This is a genomic window from Catellatospora chokoriensis (assembly GCF_011297315.1).
Lineage (GTDB): Bacteria > Actinomycetota > Actinomycetes > Mycobacteriales > Micromonosporaceae > Catellatospora > Catellatospora citrea.
In genome coordinates this window covers 1-22,150 of the sequence record NZ_JAAOTI010000050.1, presented here as the reverse complement: position 1 = coordinate 22,150, position 22,150 = coordinate 1, and the positions used below count along the sequence as shown (strand labels likewise).

Here is a 22,150-nt window from a genome sequence, read left to right as displayed (position 1 = left end):
GCCCGCCCCGCTACCTGTGCGCCAGCGGCACCGTCCCCCACTGGAGTGCCACAGATGCAACCCCGTGCCCGAAGAACCCGCACCCTCGCCGGCACCCTCGCCGCCACGCTGACGGCCGGCGCGCTGGCGGTCGTCACCCAGCTGGCCGGGGGCACCCCGGCCGCGGCGGCCTCGTCCGAGCCGTACACCTGGAAGAACGTCCGCATCGACGGTGGCGGGTTCGTGCCCGGCATCATCTTCAACCCGACCGAGCAGAACCTGATCTACGCCCGCACCGACATCGGCGGCGCGTACCGCTGGAACCAGTCCACCAGCAGCTGGATCCCGCTGCTGGACTTCGCGGGCTGGGACCACTGGAACTACAACGGCGTGCTCAGCCTCGCCACCGACCCGGTGCAGACCAGCAAGGTGTACGCCGCGGTCGGCATGTACCTCAACAGCTGGGACCCGAACAACGGCGCCATCCTGCGCTCCTCCGACAAGGGCGCCACCTGGGCCGCCACCACGCTGCCGTTCAAGGTCGGCGGCAACATGCCCGGCCGCGGCATGGGCGAGCGCCTGGCGATCGACCCGAACCGCAACAGCACCCTCTACTTCGGCGCGGAGGCCGGCAACGGCCTGTGGCGCAGCACCGACTCGGGCGTGACCTGGGCCAAGGTCACCAACTTCCCGAACGCCGGCAACTACGTGCAGGACCCGGCGGACACCAACAACTACCTGAACTTCAGCCAGGGCATCGGCTGGGTGGCGTTCGACAAGTCCACCGGCACTGCCGGCAACACCACGCAGACGATCTACGTCGGCGTCGCGGACCTGCAGAACACCGTGTACCGCAGCCTCAACGGCGGCACCAGCTGGGAGCGCGTCGCGGGCCAGCCCACCGGCTACCTGGCGCACCAGGGCGAGATCGCGGGCGGCTACCTCTACATCACCACCAGCGACAAGGGCGGCCCGTACGACGGCGGCCACGGCGACGTGTGGAAGATGCAGCTGTCCACCGGCGCCTGGACCCAGATCAGCCCGGTCCCGTCCAGCGACACGAGCAACAACTACTTCGGCTACTCGGGCCTGTCGGTCGACCGGCAGAACCCGAACACGCTGATGGTCACCGGCTACAGCTCCTGGTATCCGGACACGTTCATCTGGCGCAGCACGGACGGCGGCGCGACCTGGCGGCAGTTCTACGACTACGCCTGGCCGAACCGGACCAACCGCTACACCCTGAACATCAGCGGTGTGCCGTGGCTGGACTTCAACGAGCAGAAGTCGGCCCCCGAGCAGTCGCCGAAGCTGGGCTGGATGACCGAGGCGCTGGAGATCGACCCGTTCAACGCCAACCGCATGCTGTTCGGCACCGGCGCGACCATCTACGGCACCACCAACCTCACCGCGCTGGACACCGGCGGCACGGTCGCCCTGAGCCCGTTCATCAAGGGCCTGGAGGAGACCGCGGTGCTGGACCTGATCAGCCCGCCCACCGGCACCTCCCCATTGATCTCCGGCGTCGGCGACATCGGCGGCTTCCGGCACACCAACCTGGACGTGGTCCCGGACATGTTCGACATGCCGTACTTCGGCAGCACGAACAGCCTCGACTACGCCGAGCTGAACCCGAGCTACGTGGTCCGGGTCGGCAAGGGCGCGCGCACCGCCAACGGGCAGACCAACATCGGCGTGTCCAGCGACGGCGGCGCGAACTGGTGGTCGGGCAGCTCGCCGAGCGGCGCGCAGGGCGGCACCGTCGCGCTGAACGCCAACGGCACCCGCGTGGTCTGGAGCACCGAGGCCAACGGCGTCTTCTACGCCACCAGCTTCGGTGGAGGCTTCAGCCAGGCCGGCGGCGTGCCCGCCACGGCGAAGGTCGAGTCGGACCGGGTCAACCCGAACAAGTTCTACGCCCTCTACAACGGCACGTTCTACGTCAGCACCAACGGCGGGCAGAGCTTCGCCAGCACCGCCACCGGGCTGGGCGCGACGGGCAACTTCAAGGCGATGCCGGGCGTCGAGGGCGAGATCTGGCTGGCCGGGGAGACCGGCGTGTACCGGTCGACCAACTCCGGCACGTCGTTCACCAAGTTCGCGGCGTCGGCCAGCGGCGTGGGCATCGGCTTCGGCAAGGCGGCGCCGGGCCGCACCAACATGGCGGTCTACACCATGGCCACCATCGACGGCGTACGCGGCGTGTACCGCTCCAACGACGTCGGCGCGACCTGGGTCCGCATCAACGACGCGCAGCACCAGTACGGCAACGCCGGTGACGCCATCACCGGCGACCCCCGCACCTACGGCCGCGTCTACCTGGGCACCAACGGCCGCGGCATCATCTACGGCGACGCCACGGTGACCCCGTCCAGCCCGCCGCCGAGCCCGTCGGCGTCGACCTCCGCGTCGCCGTCGGCGTCCCCGTCCGCGTCGGCCTCGCCCAGCGCGTCGCCGAGCGCGTCGCCGAGTGCGTCGCCCTCCCCGTCCGCCTCGCCCAGCCCGTCCGGGCCGGGCGGCAAGGCGTGCACGGCCACGTACAAGGTGCTCAACTCGTGGCCCGGCGGGTTCACCGGCGAGCTGAAGGTGACCAGCACCGGCACGGTCGCCACGACCGGCTGGCGGGTCGACTTCACCTTCACCGCCGGGCAGGTGATCTCGCAGATGTGGGGCGGCGTCAAGACCCAGACCGGGTCCGCGGTGCAGGCCGTCAACGAGAGCTACAACGGCGCGCTCGCGCCCGCCGCCAGCACGACGGCGGGCTTCAACGCCTCCTGGAACAACAGCTCCAACCCGATCCCGTCGCCGGTGACCTGCACGGCGCTGTGATCGCCCCCTGAGAACCGAGGCGTCCCTCACCCGAGGGACGCCTCGCTCGTACGTGGAGAGGAAGCAGATGAACGAGGCACGGATCTCCCGCCGCGGCCTGCTGGGCGCGGCGGGCGCGGTCGGCGTCGCCGCCGGAGCGGGCATGCTCGGCGCGCCCGCGCTGGCCGGCGAGAAGGGCTACCGCTGGGACAACGTCGAGGTCGTCGGAGGCGGCTTCGTCCCCGGCATCGTGTTCAACCAGTCCGAACCCGGCCTGGTGTACGCCCGCACCGACATCGGCGGCGCGTACCGCTGGCAGCCGTCCACCGGTCGCTGGGTGCCCCTGCTCGACTGGGTGGGCTGGGAGAAGTGGGGCTGGTCGGGGGTGGCGAGCCTGGCCACGGACGCCCGCGACCCGGACCGGGTCTACGCCGCCGTCGGGACGTACACCAACGACTGGGACCCGAACCACGGGGCGATCCTGCGCTCGCGCGACCGGGGCCGCACCTGGAAGGTCACCGAGCTGCCGTTCAAGCTGGGCGGCAACATGCCGGGCCGGGGCATGGGCGAGCGCCTGGCCATCGACCCGAACCGCAACGAGGTCCTCTACCTGGGCGCGCCGAGCGGGCACGGGCTGTGGCGCAGCACCGACCACGGCGAGCGCTGGGCACCGGTGACCGCGTTCCCGAACCCGGGCACGTACCGCGCCGACCCGAACGACACCAGTGGCTACGCCAACGATCTGCAGGGCGTGGTCTGGGTGGTGTTCGACCCGCGCACCGGCGGGCGGCGGCGGCGCACGCAGACGATCTACGCGGGCGTGGCCGACAAGGACAACCCGCTCTACCGCTCCACCGACGGCGGGACCACCTGGGCCGCGGTGCCGGGCGCGCCGACCGGGCACGTGCCGCACAAGGGCGTGCTCGACCACGTGGGCGGCTTCCTCTACCTGGCCACCAGCGACACCGGCGGCCCGTACGACGGGGGTTCGGGCAGGGTCTGGAAGCTCGACACCGCGACGGACGCCTGGACCGACGTCACGCCGGAGAACGGCGGCTGGGGCTACTCGGGCCTGACGATCGACCGGCAGCACCCGGGCACGCTCCTGGTGGCCACGCAGATCGCCTGGTGGCCCGATGTGGTGTTCTTCCGCACCACGGACGGCGGCGCGACCTGGACCCGGTCCTGGGACTGGGGCGCCTGGCCGAACCGGGTCAAGCGCTACGACCTCGACATCACCGACGCCCCGTGGCTGACCTGGAACGCGACCCCGGCCCTGCCGGAGGAGGCGCCGAAGCTGGGCTGGATGACGGAGTCCCTGGAGATCGACCCCTTCGACTCGGACCGGCTGCTCTACGGCACCGGGGCGACGGTCTACGCGACGGACAACCTCACCGACTGGGACACCGGCGGCACCGTGCACATCGAGGTGCGGGCCCGGGGCCTGGAGGAGACGGCGGTGCTCGACCTGGTCAGCCCACCGGTGGGCGCGCACCTGATCTCGGCGCTCGGGGACGTCGGCGGCTTCGTGCACCACGACTTCGCCAACCCGGGCCTGATGTTCGCCAATCCGACCCACGGCAGCACCACCGGCCTGGACTTCGCCGGGCTGGCGCCTGGCACGGTGGTGCGGGTGGGCAACCCGACGGGCGGGGAGCGCTTCGGCATCTCGTACGACGGCGGCGCGACCTGGACCCCCGCGGCGTCGCAGCCGGACGGGATCTCCGGCGGCGGACGGGTCGCGGTGAACGCCGACGGCACGCACGTGCTCTGGTCACCCGACGGCGCGGCGGTGTCTCACTCCGCTGACGGCGGCGCGACCTGGACGCCCAGCTCCGGGGTGCCGGCCGGGGCTCGGGTGGAGTCCGACCGGGTCGACCCGGCCCGGATGTACGCCTTCGCCGCCGGGATCTTCCACGTCAGCACCGACGGCGGGGCCACCTTCACGGCCGCGGCGACCGGCCTGCCGGCCGAGGGCGACGTGCGCTTCCAGGCGGTGCCGGGGAACGCCGGCGACATCTGGCTGGCGGGCGGCAAGGCCGGCGGGGTGTACGGCATGTGGCGCTCCACCGACGGCGGCCGCACGTTCGCGCGGCTGGCAGGCGTGGACGAGGCCGACAACGTGGGCTTCGGCAAGGCGGCGCCGCACCGGACCTACCCGGCCGTCTACACCAGCGCCAAGGTGCGCGGCGTCCGCGGGATCTTCCGTTCGGACGACGGCGGCCGCCGCTGGACCCGGCTGAACGACGACCGGCACCAGTGGGCGTGGACCGGGGCGGTCGTGATCGGCGACCCGCGGGTCTACGGCCGGGTCTACGTCGGCACCAACGGCCGCGGCATCATCGTCGGCGAACCACGCTGACCTGCATGAATGCCCTCCACCGCACGCGGATCGCCGGTCGGCACGACCGGTATCGCATCGATCCGCGTGCGGTGGCGGGGTTTTCCGGACTTGTCAGATATCGGGCAAACGGCACACATCGCCAGCTGTTTGGCGTGTCAGTCCGGCCGAACGTGCCACCATGATTTCGTGCGAACCGTAATGGGGCCGACAAATCATGTGATTGTCGTCGGCGCAGGGCTGGGCGGACTCTCCTGCGCGCTGCACCTCGCCGGGGCAGGCCGCGAAGTGACCGTGATCGAACGCTCCGGCAACCCCGGTGGCCAGGTCGGCGTGCTGGAACTCGACGGGCACCGGTTCGACACCGGCCCCACGATGATCACCGCGCCGGACCTGCTGGCCGAACCGCTGGCGGCGGTGGGCGAGCACCTGCACGACTGGATCGAGCTGATCCGGCTCGACCCGGCCTACCGCGCCCACTTCCCCGACGGCACCACGCTCGACGTGCATGCCGACACGGACAAGATGGTCGCGGCCATCGCGAAGCTGTGCGGCGGCAAGGAGGCCGCGGGCTACCTGCGCTTCCTGCGCTGGGCGCGGCGGCTGCAGCAGTTCGAGCGGCGCGACCCGGCCGGCCACTGGCGCACGCTGGCCACCGAGGGCGCCCGGCGGCGGCTCACCGACTTCTTCGCCGACCCGCGTACGCAGCGGCTGTTCTCCTTCCGCAACCTGTTCACCGGCCGCGACCACCAGGCGGCGTCCTACCTGGACACCGTCACCGAGGTCTGGTATCCGCGCGGCGGCATGAACGCCGTGCCCAGGGCGCTGGCCGCGGCGGCCGAGAAGCACGGCGTGAACTTCCGCTACCACACCGACGTGACCTCGGTGGAGACCCGCGCGGGACGGGCCGTGGCGGTGCACACCGCCGACGGCGAGCGGCTCACCGCCGACACCATCGTGCTCAACCCCGACCTGCCCGCGGCGTACAGCCTGCTGCCCGGCCTGCCGCCGGCCCGGCTGCGCCGGCTCACCCCGTCGCCGTCCTGCGTGGTGCTGCACCTGGGCACCCGCGACGACCGCGGCGGCTACCAGCGCATCGCCCACCACAACCTGCACTTCGGCCGGTCCTGGCGGCAGACCTTCGACGAGGTGGTCAACCGCGGCGAGCTGATGAGCGACCCCTCGATCCTGGTCACCAACCCGAGCCGGACCGACCCGACGGCCGCCCCCGCGGGCCGCCAGACCTATCAGGTGGTCGCGCCGGTGCCCAACCTGCGCACCGCGCCGGTGCGCTGGGACGGCCCGGTCGGCCGCCGCTACGCCGGGGAGCTGATGGCCACCCTGGAGGCCCGGGGCTACCTCGACCTCGGCGGCAACCTGGCGCTGTCCTATGTGGTGACGCCCGACGACTGGGCCCGCCAGGGCATGGCCCACGGCACGCCGTTCGCCAGCGCGCACACGCTGCGTCAGAGCGGCCCGCTGCGACCGGGTAACCTTCATCCAACCCTGAGTAACGTCGTCTTCACAGGGTCCGGCACCCGTCCCGGCGTCGGCGTACCCATGGTGCTGATCTCGGGCCGGGCGGCGGCACGTCGAGTGGTCGGAGCACGGGCATGAGGTCTCGCGAAGAAGATCTGGTCGAGCTGGTCGACGAAAACGGCGCACCCTGCGGCAAGGCGACCGTCGCCCACGCGCACACCGCGCCCGGCATCCGGCACCGCGCCTTCTCCGTGCACCTGCTCGACGCGCAGGGCCGGCTGCTGCTGCAGCAGCGGGCCGCCGTGAAGACCCGCTTCGCGCTGCGCTGGGCCAACGCGACCTGCGGCCACCCCGGCCCGGGCGAGGACCTGGTCACCGCCGCGTCCCGGCGGCTGGCCGAGGAGATCGGCGTGCGCGGCGTCGCGCTCACCGAGATCGGGGTGTACGCCTACCGCGCCGTCGACCCGTCGACCGACCGCGTCGAGGACGAGTACGACCACGTGCTGCTGGGCATCATCGGGCCCGGCTCGGAGCCCCCGCGCCCGGACCCGGCCGAGGTCGCGGCGCTGCGCTGGGTGCACCCCGCCGACCTGCTCCATTCGCTGGACGAGCGGCCCGACGACTACGCCCCTTGGCTGGCCGGGGTCACCGCGGTGGCGGTCCCCGCGCTCGGTGAGGTGTCCTGAACCGGGCCTGCTGCCCCATTTCGCCACGGGCCTGACTGTGGCACCCTGAGGTCTCCACGGGGGTGGACCGACCTGGGGGAGCAGCGATGCAGCTGCGGCATGCCCACGGCCTCGTCGCCGTGGTGACCGGTTTCACACTCTTGCTGACCGCAGGCTGCGGCGGCGGCACACCCACGGCCACGCCGTCGGCGCCCCCCTCAGCCTCGCCGTCGGCGTCGCCGTCACCCTCGGCGAGTCCGTCGCCGAGCCTCAGTCCGAGCCCGTCGGCCAGCCCCACCCCGAGCAAGACCCCGGTCACGCGGCCCGTGACCGAGAAGTCGTACGTCCTGCAGCGCACCAGCGGCTCGTCCGGGGTCGCGCTGACCTTCGACGACGGACCGCACCCCACCTGGACCCCGCGGGTGCTCGCGGCGCTGCGCGCCAAGGGCGTCAAGGCGACCTTCTGCCTGGTCGGCACCCAGGTCAAGGCACACCCGGCGCTGGTCCGGCAGATCGTCGCCGAGGGCCACACCCTGTGCAACCACAGCTGGAACCACGAGTTCAAGCTCGGCACCTGGTCCGATGCCAAGATCAGCTCGAACATGCGAGCCACCAACAACGCGATCCACGAGGCCGCGCCCGGCGCACCCATCCGCTACTTCCGGCACCCGGGCGGAAACTGGACAGCGGCCGCCGTACGCGTCGCCCGCAGCCTCGGCATGAGCCCGCTGCACTGGACCGTCGACCCGCAGGACTGGCGCCGCCCCGCCGCCTCCACCATCGCCGGTCGGGTCGTCAAGGGCACCCGCGCCGGGGGCGTGGTGCTGCTCCACGACGCCGGCGGAGACCGCTCGCAGACCCTGGCCGCACTGCCCGGCATCATCTCCGGCCTGCGCGCGAAGTACCGCCTGATCCGCCTGCCCGACACGCTCTGACCCCGATTTGGCGGAACGGCCGCTGGTCACATATGCTTTCCGAGCCTCCGGCGGGGCCGGATGGGAGCAACAGCCACCATTACAGGCAGCTGCAAGCTTTGAGCAGCTGTGTGCGATGATGGTTCGGCCGCCCTCATCGTCTAGCGGCCTAGGACGCCGCCCTTTCAAGGCGGTAGCACGGGTTCGAATCCCGTTGGGGGCACGAACGGGGACCTGATAAGGTCTCCGGGAGCAAGAAGAGCAAGGCAAGCGCAAGGTCCTGTGGAGCAGTTGGAGTGCTCGCCGCCCTGTCAAGGCGGAGGTCGCGGGTTCAAGTCCCGTCAGGACCGCCAATGATCGACCATCCCCGGGTGGTTTCGGCCAGGTAGCTCAGTTGGTACGAGCGTCCGACTGAAAATCGGAAGGTCGGCGGTTCGACCCCGCCCCTGGCCACCAAAGCTCTTCGCCGGGCTTTGTAGCCCCGACCTGCGCCTGAGCAATCAGGCCGCGGCTCGGGGCTTTTTCGCGTCCGTCGACAACCACGACCGCGTGCCGTGACGCACCGCACTCATCCCTCACGCAGTCGTTCGCGTCCCCCACCCGAACATCCGGGTGGGGGACGCGAACGGCTATCCGAGCCGAGATCAGCCGCCGGTGCTGGGCGACGGCGCGGGACCCGTCGGGTCGGGAACGGCGCCGGCCGGCACCTCTACCCGAACCGGGCCGCCGTAGTTGGCATACTCCCAGGTCACCGTGCGTTCCATGCTGAGCGCCGACTTGCCCGTGCCGTGGTACTTCACCCGGTAGACGACCCTGGCGATCTTTCCCGAGTCCACGCCGACCTCGACCGTGCCCGTCACCGGGATCCGGTCGGGCAAACCCGCGCTCTTCTCCTCGACCGTGAACTCGAACGCGTAGCGCTGCACCGCCGCGCCGCCCGTCCCGGACACCCCGAGGTCGGTGACGGTGCCCAGCTCGGCCAGTTCCGCGAGTCGCTGCACCGGCTCCGCCGACGACGTCAGGTCCACGTCGCCGATGTAGACGTACGCCCCGCTGCTCGGGTAGCAGGCCTTCTTCGCCCACCTCGCGAGCTTGCGCAGGTAGCAGTCGTCGCCGACCGTCCGGCTCTCGAAGCGCGGGTCGCCCGGGTCCCGCAGATAGCCCGCCGGGACCGCCGGGGTCGTACGCCCCCTCGTAGTGGCGGCGACCGGAGCTGGGCCGACCCGGCACCACGGTCTCCGTCTGCACGGTGACCGTGAAGGTGAAGCTGGTCTGTGCGGTGGCCTGGGCCGCCGCCGCCAGGCGAACCCGGCCCACGTTCTCGCTTCGGTCATACCCGTCCCACGTGGGAGCCCTCGCGAAGGTTTACAAGCGGCGGCGTTCGGCGCCGGGTACGGTGCAACGCCCGGCACTCCCCGTACGACCTTCCTGCGTGACAGACGTGCACACACCTCCGCGGCCGATCCCGGCCGAAGCGGTCTACCGAGATCATCGGGACGGCCTGGTACGCCTGGCGTACCTGCTCACCGGCTCCCGGGAGCAGGCCGAGGACCTCGTACAGCAGGCCTTCGCGACCTCCTGGGACCGCTGGTCGGCGATCGACCAGCCGCTGCCGTACCTCAAGCGGGCCATCGTCAACATGGCCAACGACACCCGGCGGCGCAGCATCCGCGACCGGCTGTTCCGCCAGCGCGCCCGGGTCGAACCGATCACCGAGGTTCCCGAGCTCGACGAGACCTGGGCGCACATCAAGACCCTGCCGCCGCGCCAGCGCGCCGTCGTCGTCCTGCACTACTACGACGACCGCCCGCTCAACGAGATCGCCGAACTGCTCTCCCGCCCCGCCGCCACCGTTCGCTCGGACCTGCGGCGCGCCCTCGAACGACTCCGGAAGGTGCTCAAATGAGCCTCGACGAGCGGCTGCGCCGCACCCTGCACGCGGTGGCCGAGGCCATGCCCGAGGCGGCCCCGGCCCCGGTCCGAGCGCCGAGGCGCCTGCGCAAGCGGGTCGCCTGGACACTCGCCGCGCTCGTGGTCCCGTTGGCCGCCGCCGGTTACGCGCTGGGCGCGGAGTACGTCAAGGAGATGCCGCCGACGAACGCGCTGTTCGCCGGGGACGCCCACGGCGAGCGCTACTGGCTGGTCCCGGGACGGGTCCTCGACCAGTGCGGGTTCAAGGTCAGCCCGCTGGAGCTGGTGGTCGAGGAGTGGAACACCGTCGGGCAGGAGTGGAACACCGTCGGCGTCGGCTACGGCGAGACGGTGTGGAACTGGGTCGGCACACCGTCGGCGTCGCCAAATCCCGGTGGCCGCGGCACAGTGCTGACCGGTCAGTCGACGAGTTGCGGGGTGGACGAGTCGGCGTGGTTGGCCCAGCCCGCGCGGTTCGAGGCCGCCCACGTCAAGTTGGACGGCGACCGGATCTACATGATCGCCGTACACCCGACGGTGACGGCGGTCCGGGTGGCCACGCCGCGGGGCACCGAGACCATCGCCACGATCACCACGACGGAGCGTCCCGACGGGCCACGCTACGCCGCCTTCGACGTGCCGGAGTCGTCAGCCGTCATCACGGTGACCCTGCTGGACGCGGCCGGCAACGAGGTCGGCAGCCGGGACCTGGCCAGACCGCGCCAGGAAAAGGGCTGACCGGACCTGCGGCGACCACGTCCTCGACACCTCGGCCCGGCCCGTGACCTGTTCCATTCGAAGATCGTGCTGAGCGCCGGCAAATCCGTGGCGGCGCGGATGCGGCCCGCACTAGGGTCGGCGCATGGCTGACCTGGTGGCCCCGACCGTCCTGCTGCACCGCGCGTGGCTCGGCGCGCGCGACGAGTGGGGGCGCGACGTCGTGCAGCACGGCAGCGGGCTGCACGAGGCGACCGACGTGGACACCCCCGAAGGATTCGCCGCCTGGGTGCACCGGCTCAACACCTCCGCCGACGAGTCGGTGCCGGCGGCAGAGGGGCTGGTGCATGCCACCTACTGGTGGATCGTGGAGGACGGCGAGGTCGTCGGCTCCATCACGCTGCGGCACCGGCTGACCGACTTCCTGCTGGACGCGGGCGGGCACATCGGCTACTCGGTGCGCCCGACGGCACGCAAGCGCGGCCTGGCCGCCTGGGCCCTGGGGCAGGTGCTGACGCGCGCACGCGAGCGCGGACTGGACCGGGTCCTGGTCACCTGCGACGACAGCAACGAGGCCTCGGCGCGCACCATCGAGCGCAACGGCGGCGTGCTGGAGGACATCCGGGACACCGACCTCGGCCGGACCCGCCGTTACTGGTTGGCTACCGCGTAGCCGCGCAGCCTCGGCCGGACCTGCCCGCGCGGCGGGGGTCAGGATTCGCGGCGGCGCTTGGTGGCGACGGTGGAGCCGGCCAGGGTCAGCAGGCACTGGGGGAGCTGGCCGTCGGCCAGGGCGGCCCCGATGAGGGCCTCGCCGGTGGGCTCGTCGCGGTTGACGTACGCGCTGACGAAGCGGGCCACCCAGCGGGCGTCGTACGCCGCCTCGTCTATGCCGGGGAAGTCGAGCGCCCACGCGCCCGCCCGGACGCCGTCGCCGGCCAGCTCGCCGGCCAGGCACCAGGCGACGTTGTAGGCGCCGGAGCTGCCGTCGCGCTTCACCACCTCGTGGAGGGTGCCTGCCACCGCTCTGCCGTCACCGGCCAGTGCCTGGTCAAGCACGAGAGCGGCGTCCTCGAACGAGTGGTCTGGATCGACGGTCACGCTGGGAGCCTAACGGGCGGCGGCAACCGTACCGGAGCACTCGCCACCCATCGGGCGTATTGGCCCCTCCCCCAATCCCGGGAACAACGCTAAGGTGCCCGTTGGACCATCGCCATGGAGGCACCCTCATGCGTTTTTCGCGAGCTGTCATCGCCGCTGCCTGCGTATCGCTGCTCAGCCTGTCTGCCTGCAGCTCAGGGCCGGACGACTCCCAGGACCCGGCGTACCAGGGGGCGTACCTCTACGGCACCGACGGCAACATGGCGAACGAGTTCGGCGCGATCTTCAAGGAGCAGCCCGGCCTGCTCAACGGCATGAAAGGCACGATGCCGCTGACCGAGCTGGACGACTCGTTCCTGCAGCGGCTCAGGTCGGTCAAACCCGGTCTGAAGGACCTGCTGTTCGCCGGTGAGGCGTACGACGCGGTCGTGATCAGCGCGCTGGCCGCGCAGCAGGCCGGCAGCACCGAGCCCGCCCAGATCGCCAGGTACATCAACGCGGTGACCGTGGGCGGCACCATCTGCCGCAGCATCAAGCAGTGCCTCGCCCTGGCCGAGGACGGCAAGGCGATCTCCTACCGGGGCGTCACCGTGCGCTACGGCTTCGCCGAGGCCGGCGAGCCCGCGACCACCAGCTACGGCACCGTGCACTTCGACTCCGCCAACCAGCTCGACAGCGGCAAGACCGAATACCTCGGCACCGGCAACGAGCGCGACGTGACCGCGCAGAAGCCGCCGGCCCCGGTCAAGGGCGGCGCGACCGACAAGCAGCTGATCTTCGGTGGCCTGCTGCCGAAGACCGGCGCGCTGGCGTACACCACGCCGCCGATGGAGGCCGGCGCCCTGCTCGCGATCTCGGAGGTCAACGCCGCGGGCGGCGTGCTCGGCAAGCCGGTCAAGTGGATCGACGGCGACGACGGCACCTCGCCGACGAAGGCCAAGGCCACCATCGAGAGCCACCACGCGGCCGGGGTCCAGGTGCTGATCGGCCCGGGCGCGTCCGGTGTCGCGCTCGCCTCGCTGCCGGACTCGATCAAGTACGGCATGGTCATGTTCTCGCCCTGCAACACCTCGCCCGACCTGACCGGCTACGAGGACAAGGGCCTGTACTTCCGCACCGCGCCGTCGGACGTGCTGCAGGCGCGGGCGCTGGCCGACGTGATGCTGCGCGACGGCCTGCAGAAGATCGCGATCGTCACGCACAGCGACAACTACGGCAAGAAGCTCGCCGAGGGCGTCACCAAGGAGCTGGTCAAGGCCGGTGTCAGCGAGGTCGCCGTGCAGACGTACGTCTACCAGATCACCGACGGCGGCGAGGTCAAGGACGAGGGCGAGCTCGCGCGGATCGCCAACCAGGTCGTCCCGACGCAGCCGGACGGGGTGCTGGTCATCGGCTACTCCGAGTCGGCGGGAGCGATCAAGGCGCTCGCTGCGGCCGGCGCGAGCATCCGGCACTAACGTGTTGCGGTACGACCCCCGTTAAGGAGAAGTCATGAGCGAGTCCGTGGAGACCCGCGGCGACGACCGCCGCGACCTGATCAAGGGCGACACCGACGGCGACGGCCGCACCGACGTGTGGGTGTCCGACACCGACGGCGACGGCAAGGCCGACCTGTTCCAGTTCGACACCGACCACGACGGCGAGGTCGACATCACCCTGGTCGACCTCGACCAGGACGGCACGCCGGAGACCACGGTCGACGGCGACGGCGGCCACGCCCCCAACTGACGCGGCCGCGCTTCCCGCCGCAAGTTCTCCAGAGTCGCGCCCTCCGGTAACCCCGGAGGGCGCGACTTTTTCAGAGTTGCGCCCCGGGGGGTCGGTGGGGCGGGCGGGGCCGGTCAGGCGGCGTTCATGGTGCGGATGGCCTGCCAGATGAGCAGGAACAGGACGACGGCGAAGAGGGCGCCGAGGACCACCACCCGGGGCACGGCGGGGCGCATGGGGGAGACGACCGCCTCGGGGTGGCCCAGGTCGACCAGGCGCTGCCGTTGGGCGAGCACCTCGTCGCGGCAGTGCACCAGCAGCATGTCGCCGGGCGCGATGTGGTCGACCCGGCTCAGCTCCACCGCGAACCGGGCCTGCGCGGTCTGCAGGCCGCGTACCGCACGCTCGCCCGCCCGGCCACAGCGGGCCTTGCCGTAGCGGCGGGCGTCGGCCCGCAGGTGGCCGTGGCCCATGATCTGCAGCTCGCCCGGCGTGGCGATCTTCGGATCGTGCAGCCGGGCCAGCTGCGCGACGTAGTAGTGGGCCTCGCGATGTCGGGCTACCCACAGCAGGGCCAGCACCATGGCCAGCGCGGGCAGCCCCTTGCCGAGCATGCCGAGCAGCACTCCGGCGGCCCCGGAGCCCAGGCCGTCGGCGAACAGCGGCGAGTTCCACACGAAGTGGGTGAGCCAGGCCAGCCCCAGCCCCAGGCAGAGGCCGCCGAGCCGCCACCACATCGGCTTGTCGGTGCGCACCACGAACCAGGCGATGCCCGCCCCGGCGAGCGCGGTGAACAGCGTGTGGCTCCACAGTCCGGCGAGGAAGCCGCGCAGGAAGAACGTGGCCACCACGGGGCCGATGCCGTCGCCCTGGCCGCGCAGCGCGACCGCGTTGACCGCGAAGACGATGTCCTCGACCACCTGGTAGCCCAGCCCGATGAGCGCGCCGTAGACCATGCCGTCGAGCACGCTGTTGATCTGTTTGCGGGCCACCAGCACGATCATCACCACGCCGAGCGCCTTGAGCAGCTCCTCGATGGTCGGCCCGGCGATGGCCGAACCCCAGGTCGCGGCGAAGGCGGGCGAGACGAGCTTGGCGATCAGGTCGTGCGCGGCCTGGGTGCCCGGGATGGCCGCGGTGGTGGCCACCGCGCCGCCCCAGGCGAACGCGGTCGCCATGAGCAGCGGCGGTTCGCGTTCGAGGAAGTCCATGGACGCGATGAACAGCCAGAACGGCACGGCGTACAGGGCGAACAGGAGCACCGCCGAGGTGGTGGCGACGGGGAACCGGGCCATGTCGGCGCGCAGGATCTCCAGCAGGCGCACCACCCCGGCCAGCATGATCAGGCCGAGCAGCCAGAACGCCGGCAGCTGGAGCGACTTGAGCGCACGCGCCGCGCGGGGCGTCGGGCGTACGGAGAAGCGCCAGCGCCGCCCGCCCGAGCGGCCCGCGACCGTCACCGGACACCGCCGTACCGGATGGAGCTGATCGAGTCGTCGATGCCGGCGAGTTCCCGCTGCAGTTCGAGCTGGGCGCCGCTCACGGTGACCTCGATGGACCGTCCGTCGGCGAGGAACACGGCGTACCGCCCGCACCGGCCCGGGGCGGTGTACCCGCCGGCCAGTCCGGCCAGCCCGCTGGCCGTGTCGACGGCGCCCTCGTCGCCGGTGACCTGGTAGCCCTGCGTCGCCTTGATCTTCGTACGGAGCCGGTCCGCCGCCTCCGCGATCTGCCCCCCGAACGGCTGCACCACGATCGCGTAACGCACGTCGCCGACCAGGAACAGCACGGCGGCACGCTCCTCCCCCGGACGGGTCTTGCTGGCGTCGACCCGGGCGCCCGGCGGCGGCTGGACGCTGACGCCCGCGCCCACCTCGTACAGCCGCCCGGCCAGCGAGCGGTCGGTCGGCACCGCCCGGTTGATGGCCGGCAGCCCGAAGACGACCAGCAGCAGGGCAGCGAGAACCGCTGCCCCTCCCAGCAGGTTCCGCACCAGCCGATGGGCGACCATGGTCCGACCGTAGTCGGGCATAGAACTTGAATGCTGCTATATCGACTAACCCCGCGGTCGCCGGTCGGCACTTTGACGGTGCGCACCGTCGCCTACAGGATGAGTGAATGACCGGACGGGTGATCAACCGGCGGGAACAGCACAAACAGCACACCCGCGTGGCCCTGGAGGACGCGGCGCTGGCGCTGTTCGCGCGGCAGGGCTACGAGCAGACCACGGTCGAGGAGATCGCCGCCGAGGCCGGCGTCTCCGTGCGCACCTTCTTCCGCTACTACTCGTCCAAGCAGCATGTGCTGTTCGGCGACGTCGCCCACGAGCGCGTCGACCGGATGCGGCGCGCGCTGGCCGCCCGCCCGGCCGCCGAGGCGCCGCTGGAGTCCGTCCGCGCCGTGCTGGACGAGATCGACGTCACCGACGAGGCCGACCTCGCCCAGATCCGGGCCCGGCTGAGCCTGCTCAACACGCAGCCGTCCCTGCTCAGTGCCTACCTGGTGATCAGTGAGGAGCTGCGCGGGCTGGTCGGCGCCTTCGTCGCGGCGCGCTGCGGGGTGCCCGCGGCGCATCCTTACCCGCTGCTGGTCGCCGGGGCGGCCCAGGCCGCCTGGGACAGCGCGCTCTGGTCCTGGGCCGCCGGGCACAGCCCGGACCTCGCCGGCGTACGCCGTTCGGCGTTCGCGCAGCTCACTGTGGGTATTCACCCACCGGGGTGAAAGGGGCATACCACCCCGCTGGTCATCACATTCCGGTAACAGCCGTCACCACCTGCGAACCCGCGCCCTGTCGTCTCAACTCATACAGAAGTTGAAGCGCAAACGATCAGGGAGGCGTCATGCTGGCACGTCGGCGGGCCTATAGCGCGAAAGGCCTGTTGACTGCCGCCGCGGCGGCAGCGCTGATCTCGACGACGCTCCTGGTCGGGTTGGCAAGCTACAGCGGGGCGGTGATCGAGGCGGGCGGCCGGGCGGCCGTCGCCGCGGCCCCGCCGGACGAGCGCGCCGTGGAGGTGCGCCTGCCGTCCCGCGCCGGAGGCAGCGGCTGGTCCACCAGCGGCGGCGAGGTCAGCAAATCCTTCTCGGCACAGACCTGGGCGGAGACCGACGCGAAGCTGCGCGCCAGCTTCGCCGCCCGCTTCGGTGACGCCGATCTCACCGTGTCCTCCGCCGGATACGCCAGCGGCCTGCGGTTCACCGGTGACACCGGCGCCGCCACGCCCGACAGCTACGGCGTCGTGTACGCCCGCGTCATGTTCCTCGACGAGCTGGCCGAGCACGCCCACCTGGTCTCCGGCACCTGGCCGGCGGCTGGAGCGAACCCGGCCCAGGTCGTCGTGGGCGAGGCCGCGGCGCAGGCGCTGGACCTGCAGGTCGGCGACGAGATCCCGCTCGCCAACGGCATCACCAAGAAGGACACGCGGGTCACCGTCAGCGGAGTCTTCGCCGCCGACCGCACCGAGGACCCGTACTGGCTGCTGGTGCCCGAGATGGCCGAGGGCGTCGAGGCCGGACGCAGCACGTACGGGCCGCTCGTGCTGCCGCGCGAGGACTTCTTCGCCAGCTGGTCCTACCTCGGCAACAGCGGCTGGGTGGTGACGCCGGACCTGTCCCGGGCCGAGCCGTCGCAGCTCGCGGCCGCCCGCGTGGCGGCGAGCACCCTGCACGAGGTGCCCAAGGAGCTGGGTTACGGCGACGGCGGCCAGGCGGGATCGCACCTGGAACGGCTCGTCGAACGGATCCAGCAGGCCAGCCTCGTCGGACGGTCGGACCTGCTCACCCCGCAGCTGCTCATCTCGATCCTGGGCGGATACGCGCTGCTGCTGCTCGCCGCACTGCTGACCGAGGGCCGTCGGCCGGAGACGGCGCTGCTGCGCGCCCGCGGGGCGTCCCGCGGGCAGCTCGCCGGGCTGGCCGCCCGCGAGGCGCTGCTGATCGCCGCGCCCGCCGCCGTGCTCGCCCCCCTGCTGATCGGCCCGCTGCTCGGCCTCGTCAAGCGGCTGCCCGCGCTGCGCTCTGTCAGCGTGCACCTGGAGGCCGGGATCACCCCGACCACCGTCGCCGTCGCCGTCGCCGCCGGACTGGGCTGCGTACTGGCGATGCTGCTGCCGGCCATGCGCAGTGGCGGCACCTATGTCGCCGACCTCGCGGCCCGCTCCCGGCCGAGCCGCGTCGCCGCGGCCCAGCGCACCGGCCTCGACCTGGCGCTCATCGCCTTCGCCCTGCTGGCCTGGTTCCAGCTGCAGCAGTACGACTCACCGCTGTCCGGCGTCGCCGGGCAGCTCGGCATCGACCCGCTGCTGGCCGCGGCCGGTCCGCTCGGCGTGCTCGCCGGCGCGGTGCTCGCTCTGCGCCTGCTCCCGCCGCTGACCAGGCTGCTGGAGCGGCTGGTCGACCGCCGCCCGTGGTTCGCCGCGCAGCTGGGCGTCTGGCAGGCCGGGCGCCGACCGCACGCCGGCCCCGTGCTCCTGCTGGCGCTGAGCGTGGCGGTCAGCACGCTGGCCTGGACACTTGCCGCGACCGCCCGGCAGTCGCAGATCGACCAGGCGGACCACACCACCGGAGCGGACCTGAGGCTGGTCGAGACCGCCTGGTCGGTGCCCCCGATGCGGGTGGACCAGGTCATGGCGCTGCCCGGTGCCGTCGCGGCCCTGCCCGCCTGGCGGACCCGGATGGACACCGGCGAGAAGGCCACGCCGACCACGGTGCTCTCGCTCGACAGCGCGGCCGCCGGCGACGTGCTGCGGCTGCGGTCCGACCTCGGTGACGCGCCCGCGCTGCTGGCCGCCGGTGCCGCGGAGAGCCGCCGGCAGCCGGGCCTGGAGCTGCCGGCCGGTACCACGGCGCTGCGCGGCTCCGTGCGCGTGACCGTGGTGGACGGCGAGACGAAGACGACCAGGGACTTCCTCGCCCAGCCCCGGGAGGCGACCGTCGCGCTGCTCACCGACGTGCACGGCGCAGTCCACCGGGTGCCGCTGGCCGGCGGGACCGGCACGGATGCCCACGCCTTCGAGGTCCCGGTGCCGCGCACCGCGGGGATGCGGCTGACCGGCTTCGCCGTGGAGGGGCAGGACATGCTGCTGGGCGTGCCGATCACGTGGCAGCTCAGCGACCTCGCGACGGTAGGCGAGGGCGGCATGGCGACGCCGCTGAACTTCGACGGCGCGGGCGACTCCGCCTGGGGCCTGCCCGCCACGACCGCGACCGTGCAGGCGTCGGTCAAGGGCAACGCCGCCCGGGTCGAGCTGATGAGCTTCGGCTCCCCCGGTGAGTACCCGCGCTACTCGTTCACGCTGCGCCAGCAGGCCACCCCGGTCGTCGTCCCGGCGCTGGCCACCGCCGAGGCGCTGGCGTCACTGCACACCGAGGTCGGCGCAACGCTGACCATCCCGCTGTGGGGCAGCCCGACCGACGTGCACATCGTCGGGCAGCTCACCGCACTGTCCGGTGACGTGGACCAGGCCGCGCTGCTGCTCGACATGCCGGCACTGAGCACCCAGCTCCTGCAGACCGGCTGGCGGCCGCCCAGCGTCACCGAATGGTGGGTGCAGACCGACCCGGCGACGCATGCACAGGTCGCCGCCGCGGCAGCCCCGCTGCCCAACATGCAGGTGATCGACCGGCTGGCGCTGGCCGTGCACGCCGCGGACGACCCGTTCGGCGTCGGCGCCCGGATCGCCCTGTTCATCGCCGCGCTCGGCGCGATCGGGCTGGCCCTGGTCGGCGTGGCCGTCGACGTGCGGGCGACCGCCCGGCGGCGGGTGGCCGAACTGGCCGTGCTCAACACGCTCGGCGCCACCCCGCGCCTGCTGGCCCGCGCTCTGATGATCGAGCAGGCCTTCCTGGCCGGGCTGGGCGTGGCGGTCGGCCTGCTGGTGGGCCTCCTGGTCGCCCGGACGACCGGCCCACTCGTCATCCTCACCCCGAGCGCGAGCCGTCCGGTGCCGCCCGCGCTCACCACGACGGACTGGCTGCCCGTACTGGGCACGGCCGCCATCCTGCTCGCCCTCACCCTGGTGATGGCCGGGCTGGTGGCCACCACCATGCGGCAGCGGCTGGCCGCGGCCCAGCTGCGGATCGGAGCTGACCGGTGAAACGTTGGATCGCCCGGGTACGGGCCACGACCGGGCCGCTGGCGCTGCTCGGCACGCTGACACTGCTGGCCGGGATCCTGGTGGTCGGCGCGCCCCGGATGGCGAACCGGCTCACCGACGCGGGTCTGCGCAACGACATCTCCCAGCTGTCCTACACCGCCCGGGACCTCACCTACCGCGGAGTCAAGGAGCAGGGTGACAACTGGCGGCCCGGCGGCCGGTTGGTGGACCAGGAGGAGCTGTTCTATCCCGCGCTGCGGGAGCGGATCGAGGCGTCCTGGTGGGCGGTGACGACCTCGATCGAGAAGTCCTGGGTGACCGGCACCGGCCTGCCGGCCAAGCGGGACGGGGTGCGGTTCAGCATCCGGGCCGGCAGCGGCCTGGAGGAGCAGGTCGACCTCGTCGAGGGCCGCTTCCCGGCCACGCGGGTGGACGAGGGTCCGATCGAGGTGGTGATCACCGAGTGGAACGCCGACAAGCTCGGGCAGCGGGTCGGCAGCACCTTCAAGTTCAACGACCTGGTGCCGGTGAAGGTCGTCGGCATCGTCCGGCCGCACGACGAGAACGGCACGTACTGGGAGCCGGTGCCCTACGCGCTGCGGGCGTACCTGCCCAACGACGACGGCGACCCGTGGCGGGCGGTGGTCTTCTCCGACGAGCCGGGTCTCGAGCAGCTGACGAACCTCGTCGACATCATCTACGAGTGGCGCTACCGGGTCGACACGGCGCGGCTCGACATGGGCGTGCTGCCCGACATGGTGGAGGCGGTCAGCGTGGCCCGGCGGCAGGGGCTGAACAGCTCCCTGCTGACCAGCCTCGACTCCCAGCTGGCGAAGTTCGCCGACCAGGCCCGTGCGGGTGCGGCGCTGCTGGCCGTCGTGCAGGTGGGCGCGCTGATCACCCTGGCCGGGCTGGTGCTGCTGGCGGCCCGGGTGGCCGTCGCGCGGCGGCGATCCGAGTTCGCGCTGCTGCGGGCGCGGGGCGGTGCCATCGTGACCATCGGCTCGTACACCCTGCTGGAGTCCCTGCTGGTGGTACCCGCGGCGGTGGTCGGCGGGCTGCTCGGCGCGGCGGTGCCGGGACGGCCCGCACTCACCTGGCCGATCCTGGTGGCGTTCACCGCGCTGGCGGCGCTGGCCGTGCCGGTGATGACCATGCGGACGGCGTACGACGCCTCCTTCTCGGGTGAACGCTCCGACATGGCTGTGGCCCGGGTGGGCCTGAAGCGGCGGACCGCCGAACTGAGCCTGCTGGTGCTGGCCGGGCTGGGCGTGTGGCTGCTGCGCGAGCGCGGGCTCAGCAGCGCGGACGGCGTGGACGTCTACCTGGCCGCGGTGCCGGCGCTGCTGGCCGGTGGCGCGGCGGTGGCGATGGTGCGGCTGGTGCCGCCGGTGGTGGGCCGGCTGGGCCGGCTGTCCGCCCGCGGTCGCGGCGCGGTGAACTTCCTCGGCCTGTCCCGGGCGGGGCGCACCGCGGGCGCGGTCATCGGGCCGGTCGCGGTGCTCGTCGTCGCGGTCAGCACGGCGGTGTTCAGCGTGGCGGTGGCGGGCACCATCGACGAGGGCCGCGACAGGTCCACCGACCTGCACATGGCCGCCGACATGAAGGTCGACGGCTACTACTTCGACGACAAGACCCAGACCGAACTGGCCGCGGTGCCCGGCGTCGAGGCCGTCACCCAGTACATGGCCGACGGGGCCAGCGACCTGGTGGTCGATCAGAAGCGGCTCGGCTCGGTGTACGCGCTGGTGCTCGACGGGCAGGCGTACGCGCGGGTGGTCGCCGCCTCGGATGTCGACATCACGCCGCCGAAGGTGTTCACCGACGCCGTGCCCGGCTCGCCGGTGCCCGCGCTGGTCTCCCCGGGCGTCGCCAAGCTGCTGGGCGCCGACCACGGCACCGTCTCGCTGCGCGGCCGGAACTACGACTTCCGCGTCGCGGCGGTGGTGGACGGTTTCCCGCCGATCGCCAACGGCGCGTCGAACTTCGTCGTCGTGCCGTGGCAGGCCGTCCCGGCCGAGGCGCAGCAGGCGCTCAACCCGAACGGGTTCCTGCTGGCCGGCGACCCCGATCCGGAGCAGGTGCGCAAGGTCGGTGACGCCGGCCAGGAGCGCTGGGCAAGCGAGGGCTTCCGGCCCCGCGCCTACGAGTCGGTCACCGAGGTGACGACATGGGAGCAGGCCCGCGCGGAGCTGGACAAGTCGAGCATCAACGCGGTGGTCAGTTTCGCGTACGGCATCGGCGCGGGCGCCGGTGTGGCGCTGGCGCTGCTGGCCATCGCCTTCGCAGTGGTCTCCGGGGCACGCGGTCGGGGCACGGTGCTGTCGCGGCTGCGGACGATGGGCCTGTCTCGGGGTCAGGGCCGCCGTCTGCTGCTGGTGGAGCTGATGCCGGTGGTGACCGTCGCGGTGCTGACCGGCGCGGTGGTGGGCA

17 protein-coding genes and 3 tRNA genes are annotated in these 22,150 nt (G+C 72.3%); 16 read left to right on the top strand and 4 right to left on the bottom strand.

The features are described 5' to 3' along the window. Positions 1-54 precede the first annotated feature (54 nt). The 8 genes from HAV39_RS40785 to HAV39_RS40750 all read left to right on the top strand — a co-directional run bounded on the left by HAV39_RS40785 (position 55) and on the right by HAV39_RS40750 (position 8,642). A complete protein-coding gene (locus HAV39_RS40785; protein ID WP_191844433.1) occupies positions 55-2,808 on the top strand; it encodes a cellulose binding domain-containing protein in 2,754 nt (917 codons plus the stop codon). A gap of 67 nt (positions 2,809-2,875) precedes the next feature. After that, on the top strand, positions 2,876-5,149 hold the full coding sequence (locus HAV39_RS40780) for a beta propeller repeat protein (protein WP_191844432.1): 2,274 nt from the start codon (positions 2,876-2,878) through the stop codon (positions 5,147-5,149). 168 nt (positions 5,150-5,317) lie between these two features. After that, complete coding sequence (crtI, locus tag HAV39_RS40775; RefSeq protein WP_191844431.1) at positions 5,318-6,745, top strand: phytoene desaturase family protein; 1,428 nt, start codon at positions 5,318-5,320, stop codon at positions 6,743-6,745. Further along, positions 6,742-7,293: an isopentenyl-diphosphate Delta-isomerase gene (gene idi, locus HAV39_RS40770; protein WP_191844430.1), complete on the top strand. Its 552-nt coding sequence runs from the start codon at positions 6,742-6,744 to the stop codon at positions 7,291-7,293. The genes crtI and idi overlap by 4 nt, the downstream gene beginning before the upstream one ends. Before the next feature lie 86 nt (positions 7,294-7,379). Next, a complete protein-coding gene (locus HAV39_RS40765; RefSeq protein ID WP_191844429.1) occupies positions 7,380-8,207 on the top strand; it encodes a polysaccharide deacetylase family protein in 828 nt (275 codons plus the stop codon). Between the two features lie 129 nt (positions 8,208-8,336). Then, a tRNA-Glu gene (locus HAV39_RS40760) sits at positions 8,337-8,409 on the top strand. A 53-nt stretch (positions 8,410-8,462) separates the two neighbouring features. Then, positions 8,463-8,539: transfer RNA gene (locus tag HAV39_RS40755), tRNA-Asp, on the top strand. A 26-nt stretch (positions 8,540-8,565) separates the two neighbouring features. Next, positions 8,566-8,642: transfer RNA gene (locus HAV39_RS40750), tRNA-Phe, on the top strand. Between the two features lie 188 nt (positions 8,643-8,830). On the opposite strand, the gene HAV39_RS40745 is transcribed toward HAV39_RS40750, so the two are convergent. After that, positions 8,831-9,520, bottom strand: coding sequence for a hypothetical protein (locus tag HAV39_RS40745; RefSeq protein WP_191844428.1), 690 nt, complete (start codon positions 9,518-9,520; stop codon positions 8,831-8,833). Positions 9,521-9,618: 98 nt separating this feature from the next. On the opposite strand from HAV39_RS40745, the gene HAV39_RS40740 reads away from it, so the two are divergent. The 3 genes from HAV39_RS40740 (at position 9,619) to HAV39_RS40730 (ending at position 11,487) form a co-directional block, all read left to right on the top strand. Next, the gene (locus tag HAV39_RS40740) at positions 9,619-10,092 is read left to right on the top strand and encodes an RNA polymerase sigma factor (protein WP_191844427.1); all 474 of its coding nucleotides are present in this window, start codon (positions 9,619-9,621) and stop codon (positions 10,090-10,092) included. Then, positions 10,089-10,835 (top strand): hypothetical protein, encoded by a 747-nt coding sequence (locus HAV39_RS40735; RefSeq protein WP_191844426.1) that lies wholly within the window; start codon positions 10,089-10,091, stop codon positions 10,833-10,835. Before HAV39_RS40740 ends, HAV39_RS40735 begins: the two co-directional genes overlap by 4 nt. Positions 10,836-10,959: 124 nt before the next feature. Then, entirely contained in the window at positions 10,960-11,487 is a 528-nt protein-coding gene (locus tag HAV39_RS40730; RefSeq protein WP_191844425.1) for a GNAT family N-acetyltransferase, read from the top strand. A 38-nt stretch (positions 11,488-11,525) separates the two neighbouring features. Here the strand turns inward: HAV39_RS40730 and HAV39_RS40725 are convergent, their stop codons facing one another. Continuing rightward, the gene (locus HAV39_RS40725) at positions 11,526-11,915 is read right to left on the bottom strand and encodes a hypothetical protein (protein ID WP_120317782.1); all 390 of its coding nucleotides are present in this window, start codon (positions 11,913-11,915) and stop codon (positions 11,526-11,528) included. A gap of 128 nt (positions 11,916-12,043) precedes the next feature. Here HAV39_RS40725 and HAV39_RS40720 point away from each other — a divergent pair, with 128 nt between their 5' ends. Together HAV39_RS40720 and HAV39_RS40715 are read left to right on the top strand one after the other, a co-directional pair. Further along, complete coding sequence (locus HAV39_RS40720) at positions 12,044-13,372, top strand: ABC transporter substrate-binding protein (RefSeq protein ID WP_191844424.1); 1,329 nt, start codon at positions 12,044-12,046, stop codon at positions 13,370-13,372. Positions 13,373-13,406: 34 nt separating this feature from the next. After that, positions 13,407-13,643, top strand: a complete 237-nt coding sequence (locus HAV39_RS40715; RefSeq protein WP_191844423.1) for a hypothetical protein — start codon at positions 13,407-13,409, stop codon at positions 13,641-13,643. 113 nt (positions 13,644-13,756) lie between these two features. Here the strand turns inward: HAV39_RS40715 and HAV39_RS40710 are convergent, their stop codons facing one another. Both HAV39_RS40710 and HAV39_RS40705 read right to left on the bottom strand, forming a co-directional pair. After that, positions 13,757-15,082 carry a PrsW family intramembrane metalloprotease gene (locus tag HAV39_RS40710; protein WP_191844422.1) on the bottom strand — a complete coding sequence of 442 codons (1,326 nt, stop codon included), beginning with the start codon at positions 15,080-15,082 and terminating at the stop codon, positions 13,757-13,759. Continuing rightward, positions 15,079-15,633 (bottom strand): hypothetical protein, encoded by a 555-nt coding sequence (locus tag HAV39_RS40705; protein ID WP_191844421.1) that lies wholly within the window; start codon positions 15,631-15,633, stop codon positions 15,079-15,081. Before HAV39_RS40705 ends, HAV39_RS40710 begins: the two co-directional genes overlap by 4 nt. 107 nt (positions 15,634-15,740) lie before the next feature. Here HAV39_RS40705 and HAV39_RS40700 point away from each other — a divergent pair, with 107 nt between their 5' ends. The 3 genes from HAV39_RS40700 to HAV39_RS40690 all read left to right on the top strand — a co-directional run. Further along, the gene (locus HAV39_RS40700) at positions 15,741-16,343 is read left to right on the top strand and encodes an acyl-CoA-like ligand-binding transcription factor (protein ID WP_191844420.1); all 603 of its coding nucleotides are present in this window, start codon (positions 15,741-15,743) and stop codon (positions 16,341-16,343) included. A gap of 119 nt (positions 16,344-16,462) precedes the next feature. Further along, on the top strand, positions 16,463-19,717 hold the full coding sequence (locus HAV39_RS40695; RefSeq protein WP_191844419.1) for an FtsX-like permease family protein: 3,255 nt from the start codon (positions 16,463-16,465) through the stop codon (positions 19,715-19,717). Then, positions 19,714-22,150, top strand: a 2,437-nt coding sequence (locus tag HAV39_RS40690; RefSeq protein ID WP_191844418.1) for a hypothetical protein, incomplete at its 3' end; no start/stop codon positions are given. The genes HAV39_RS40695 and HAV39_RS40690, both read left to right, overlap by 4 nt.

What these genes read in the sequence shown, in the direction of transcription:
- HAV39_RS40785 (WP_191844433.1), top strand. Translation starts at nt 55, where the DNA reads ATGCAACCCCGTGCCCGAAGAACCCGCACCCTCGCCGGCACCCTCGCC.
- HAV39_RS40780 (WP_191844432.1), top strand. Translation starts at nt 2,876, where the DNA reads ATGAACGAGGCACGGATCTCCCGCCGCGGCCTGCTGGGCGCGGCGGGC.
- idi (WP_191844430.1), top strand. Translation starts at nt 6,742, where the DNA reads ATGAGGTCTCGCGAAGAAGATCTGGTCGAGCTGGTCGACGAAAACGGC.
- HAV39_RS40765 (WP_191844429.1), top strand. Translation starts at nt 7,380, where the DNA reads ATGCAGCTGCGGCATGCCCACGGCCTCGTCGCCGTGGTGACCGGTTTC.
- HAV39_RS40745 (WP_191844428.1), bottom strand. Translation starts at nt 9,520, where the DNA reads ATGACCGAAGCGAGAACGTGGGCCGGGTTCGCCTGGCGGCGGCGGCCC.
- HAV39_RS40735 (WP_191844426.1), top strand. Translation starts at nt 10,089, where the DNA reads ATGAGCCTCGACGAGCGGCTGCGCCGCACCCTGCACGCGGTGGCCGAG.
- HAV39_RS40730 (WP_191844425.1), top strand. Translation starts at nt 10,960, where the DNA reads ATGGCTGACCTGGTGGCCCCGACCGTCCTGCTGCACCGCGCGTGGCTC.
- HAV39_RS40720 (WP_191844424.1), top strand. Translation starts at nt 12,044, where the DNA reads ATGCGTTTTTCGCGAGCTGTCATCGCCGCTGCCTGCGTATCGCTGCTC.
- HAV39_RS40715 (WP_191844423.1), top strand. Translation starts at nt 13,407, where the DNA reads ATGAGCGAGTCCGTGGAGACCCGCGGCGACGACCGCCGCGACCTGATC.
- HAV39_RS40705 (WP_191844421.1), bottom strand. Translation starts at nt 15,633, where the DNA reads ATGGTCGCCCATCGGCTGGTGCGGAACCTGCTGGGAGGGGCAGCGGTT.
- HAV39_RS40700 (WP_191844420.1), top strand. Translation starts at nt 15,741, where the DNA reads ATGACCGGACGGGTGATCAACCGGCGGGAACAGCACAAACAGCACACC.
- HAV39_RS40695 (WP_191844419.1), top strand. Translation starts at nt 16,463, where the DNA reads ATGCTGGCACGTCGGCGGGCCTATAGCGCGAAAGGCCTGTTGACTGCC.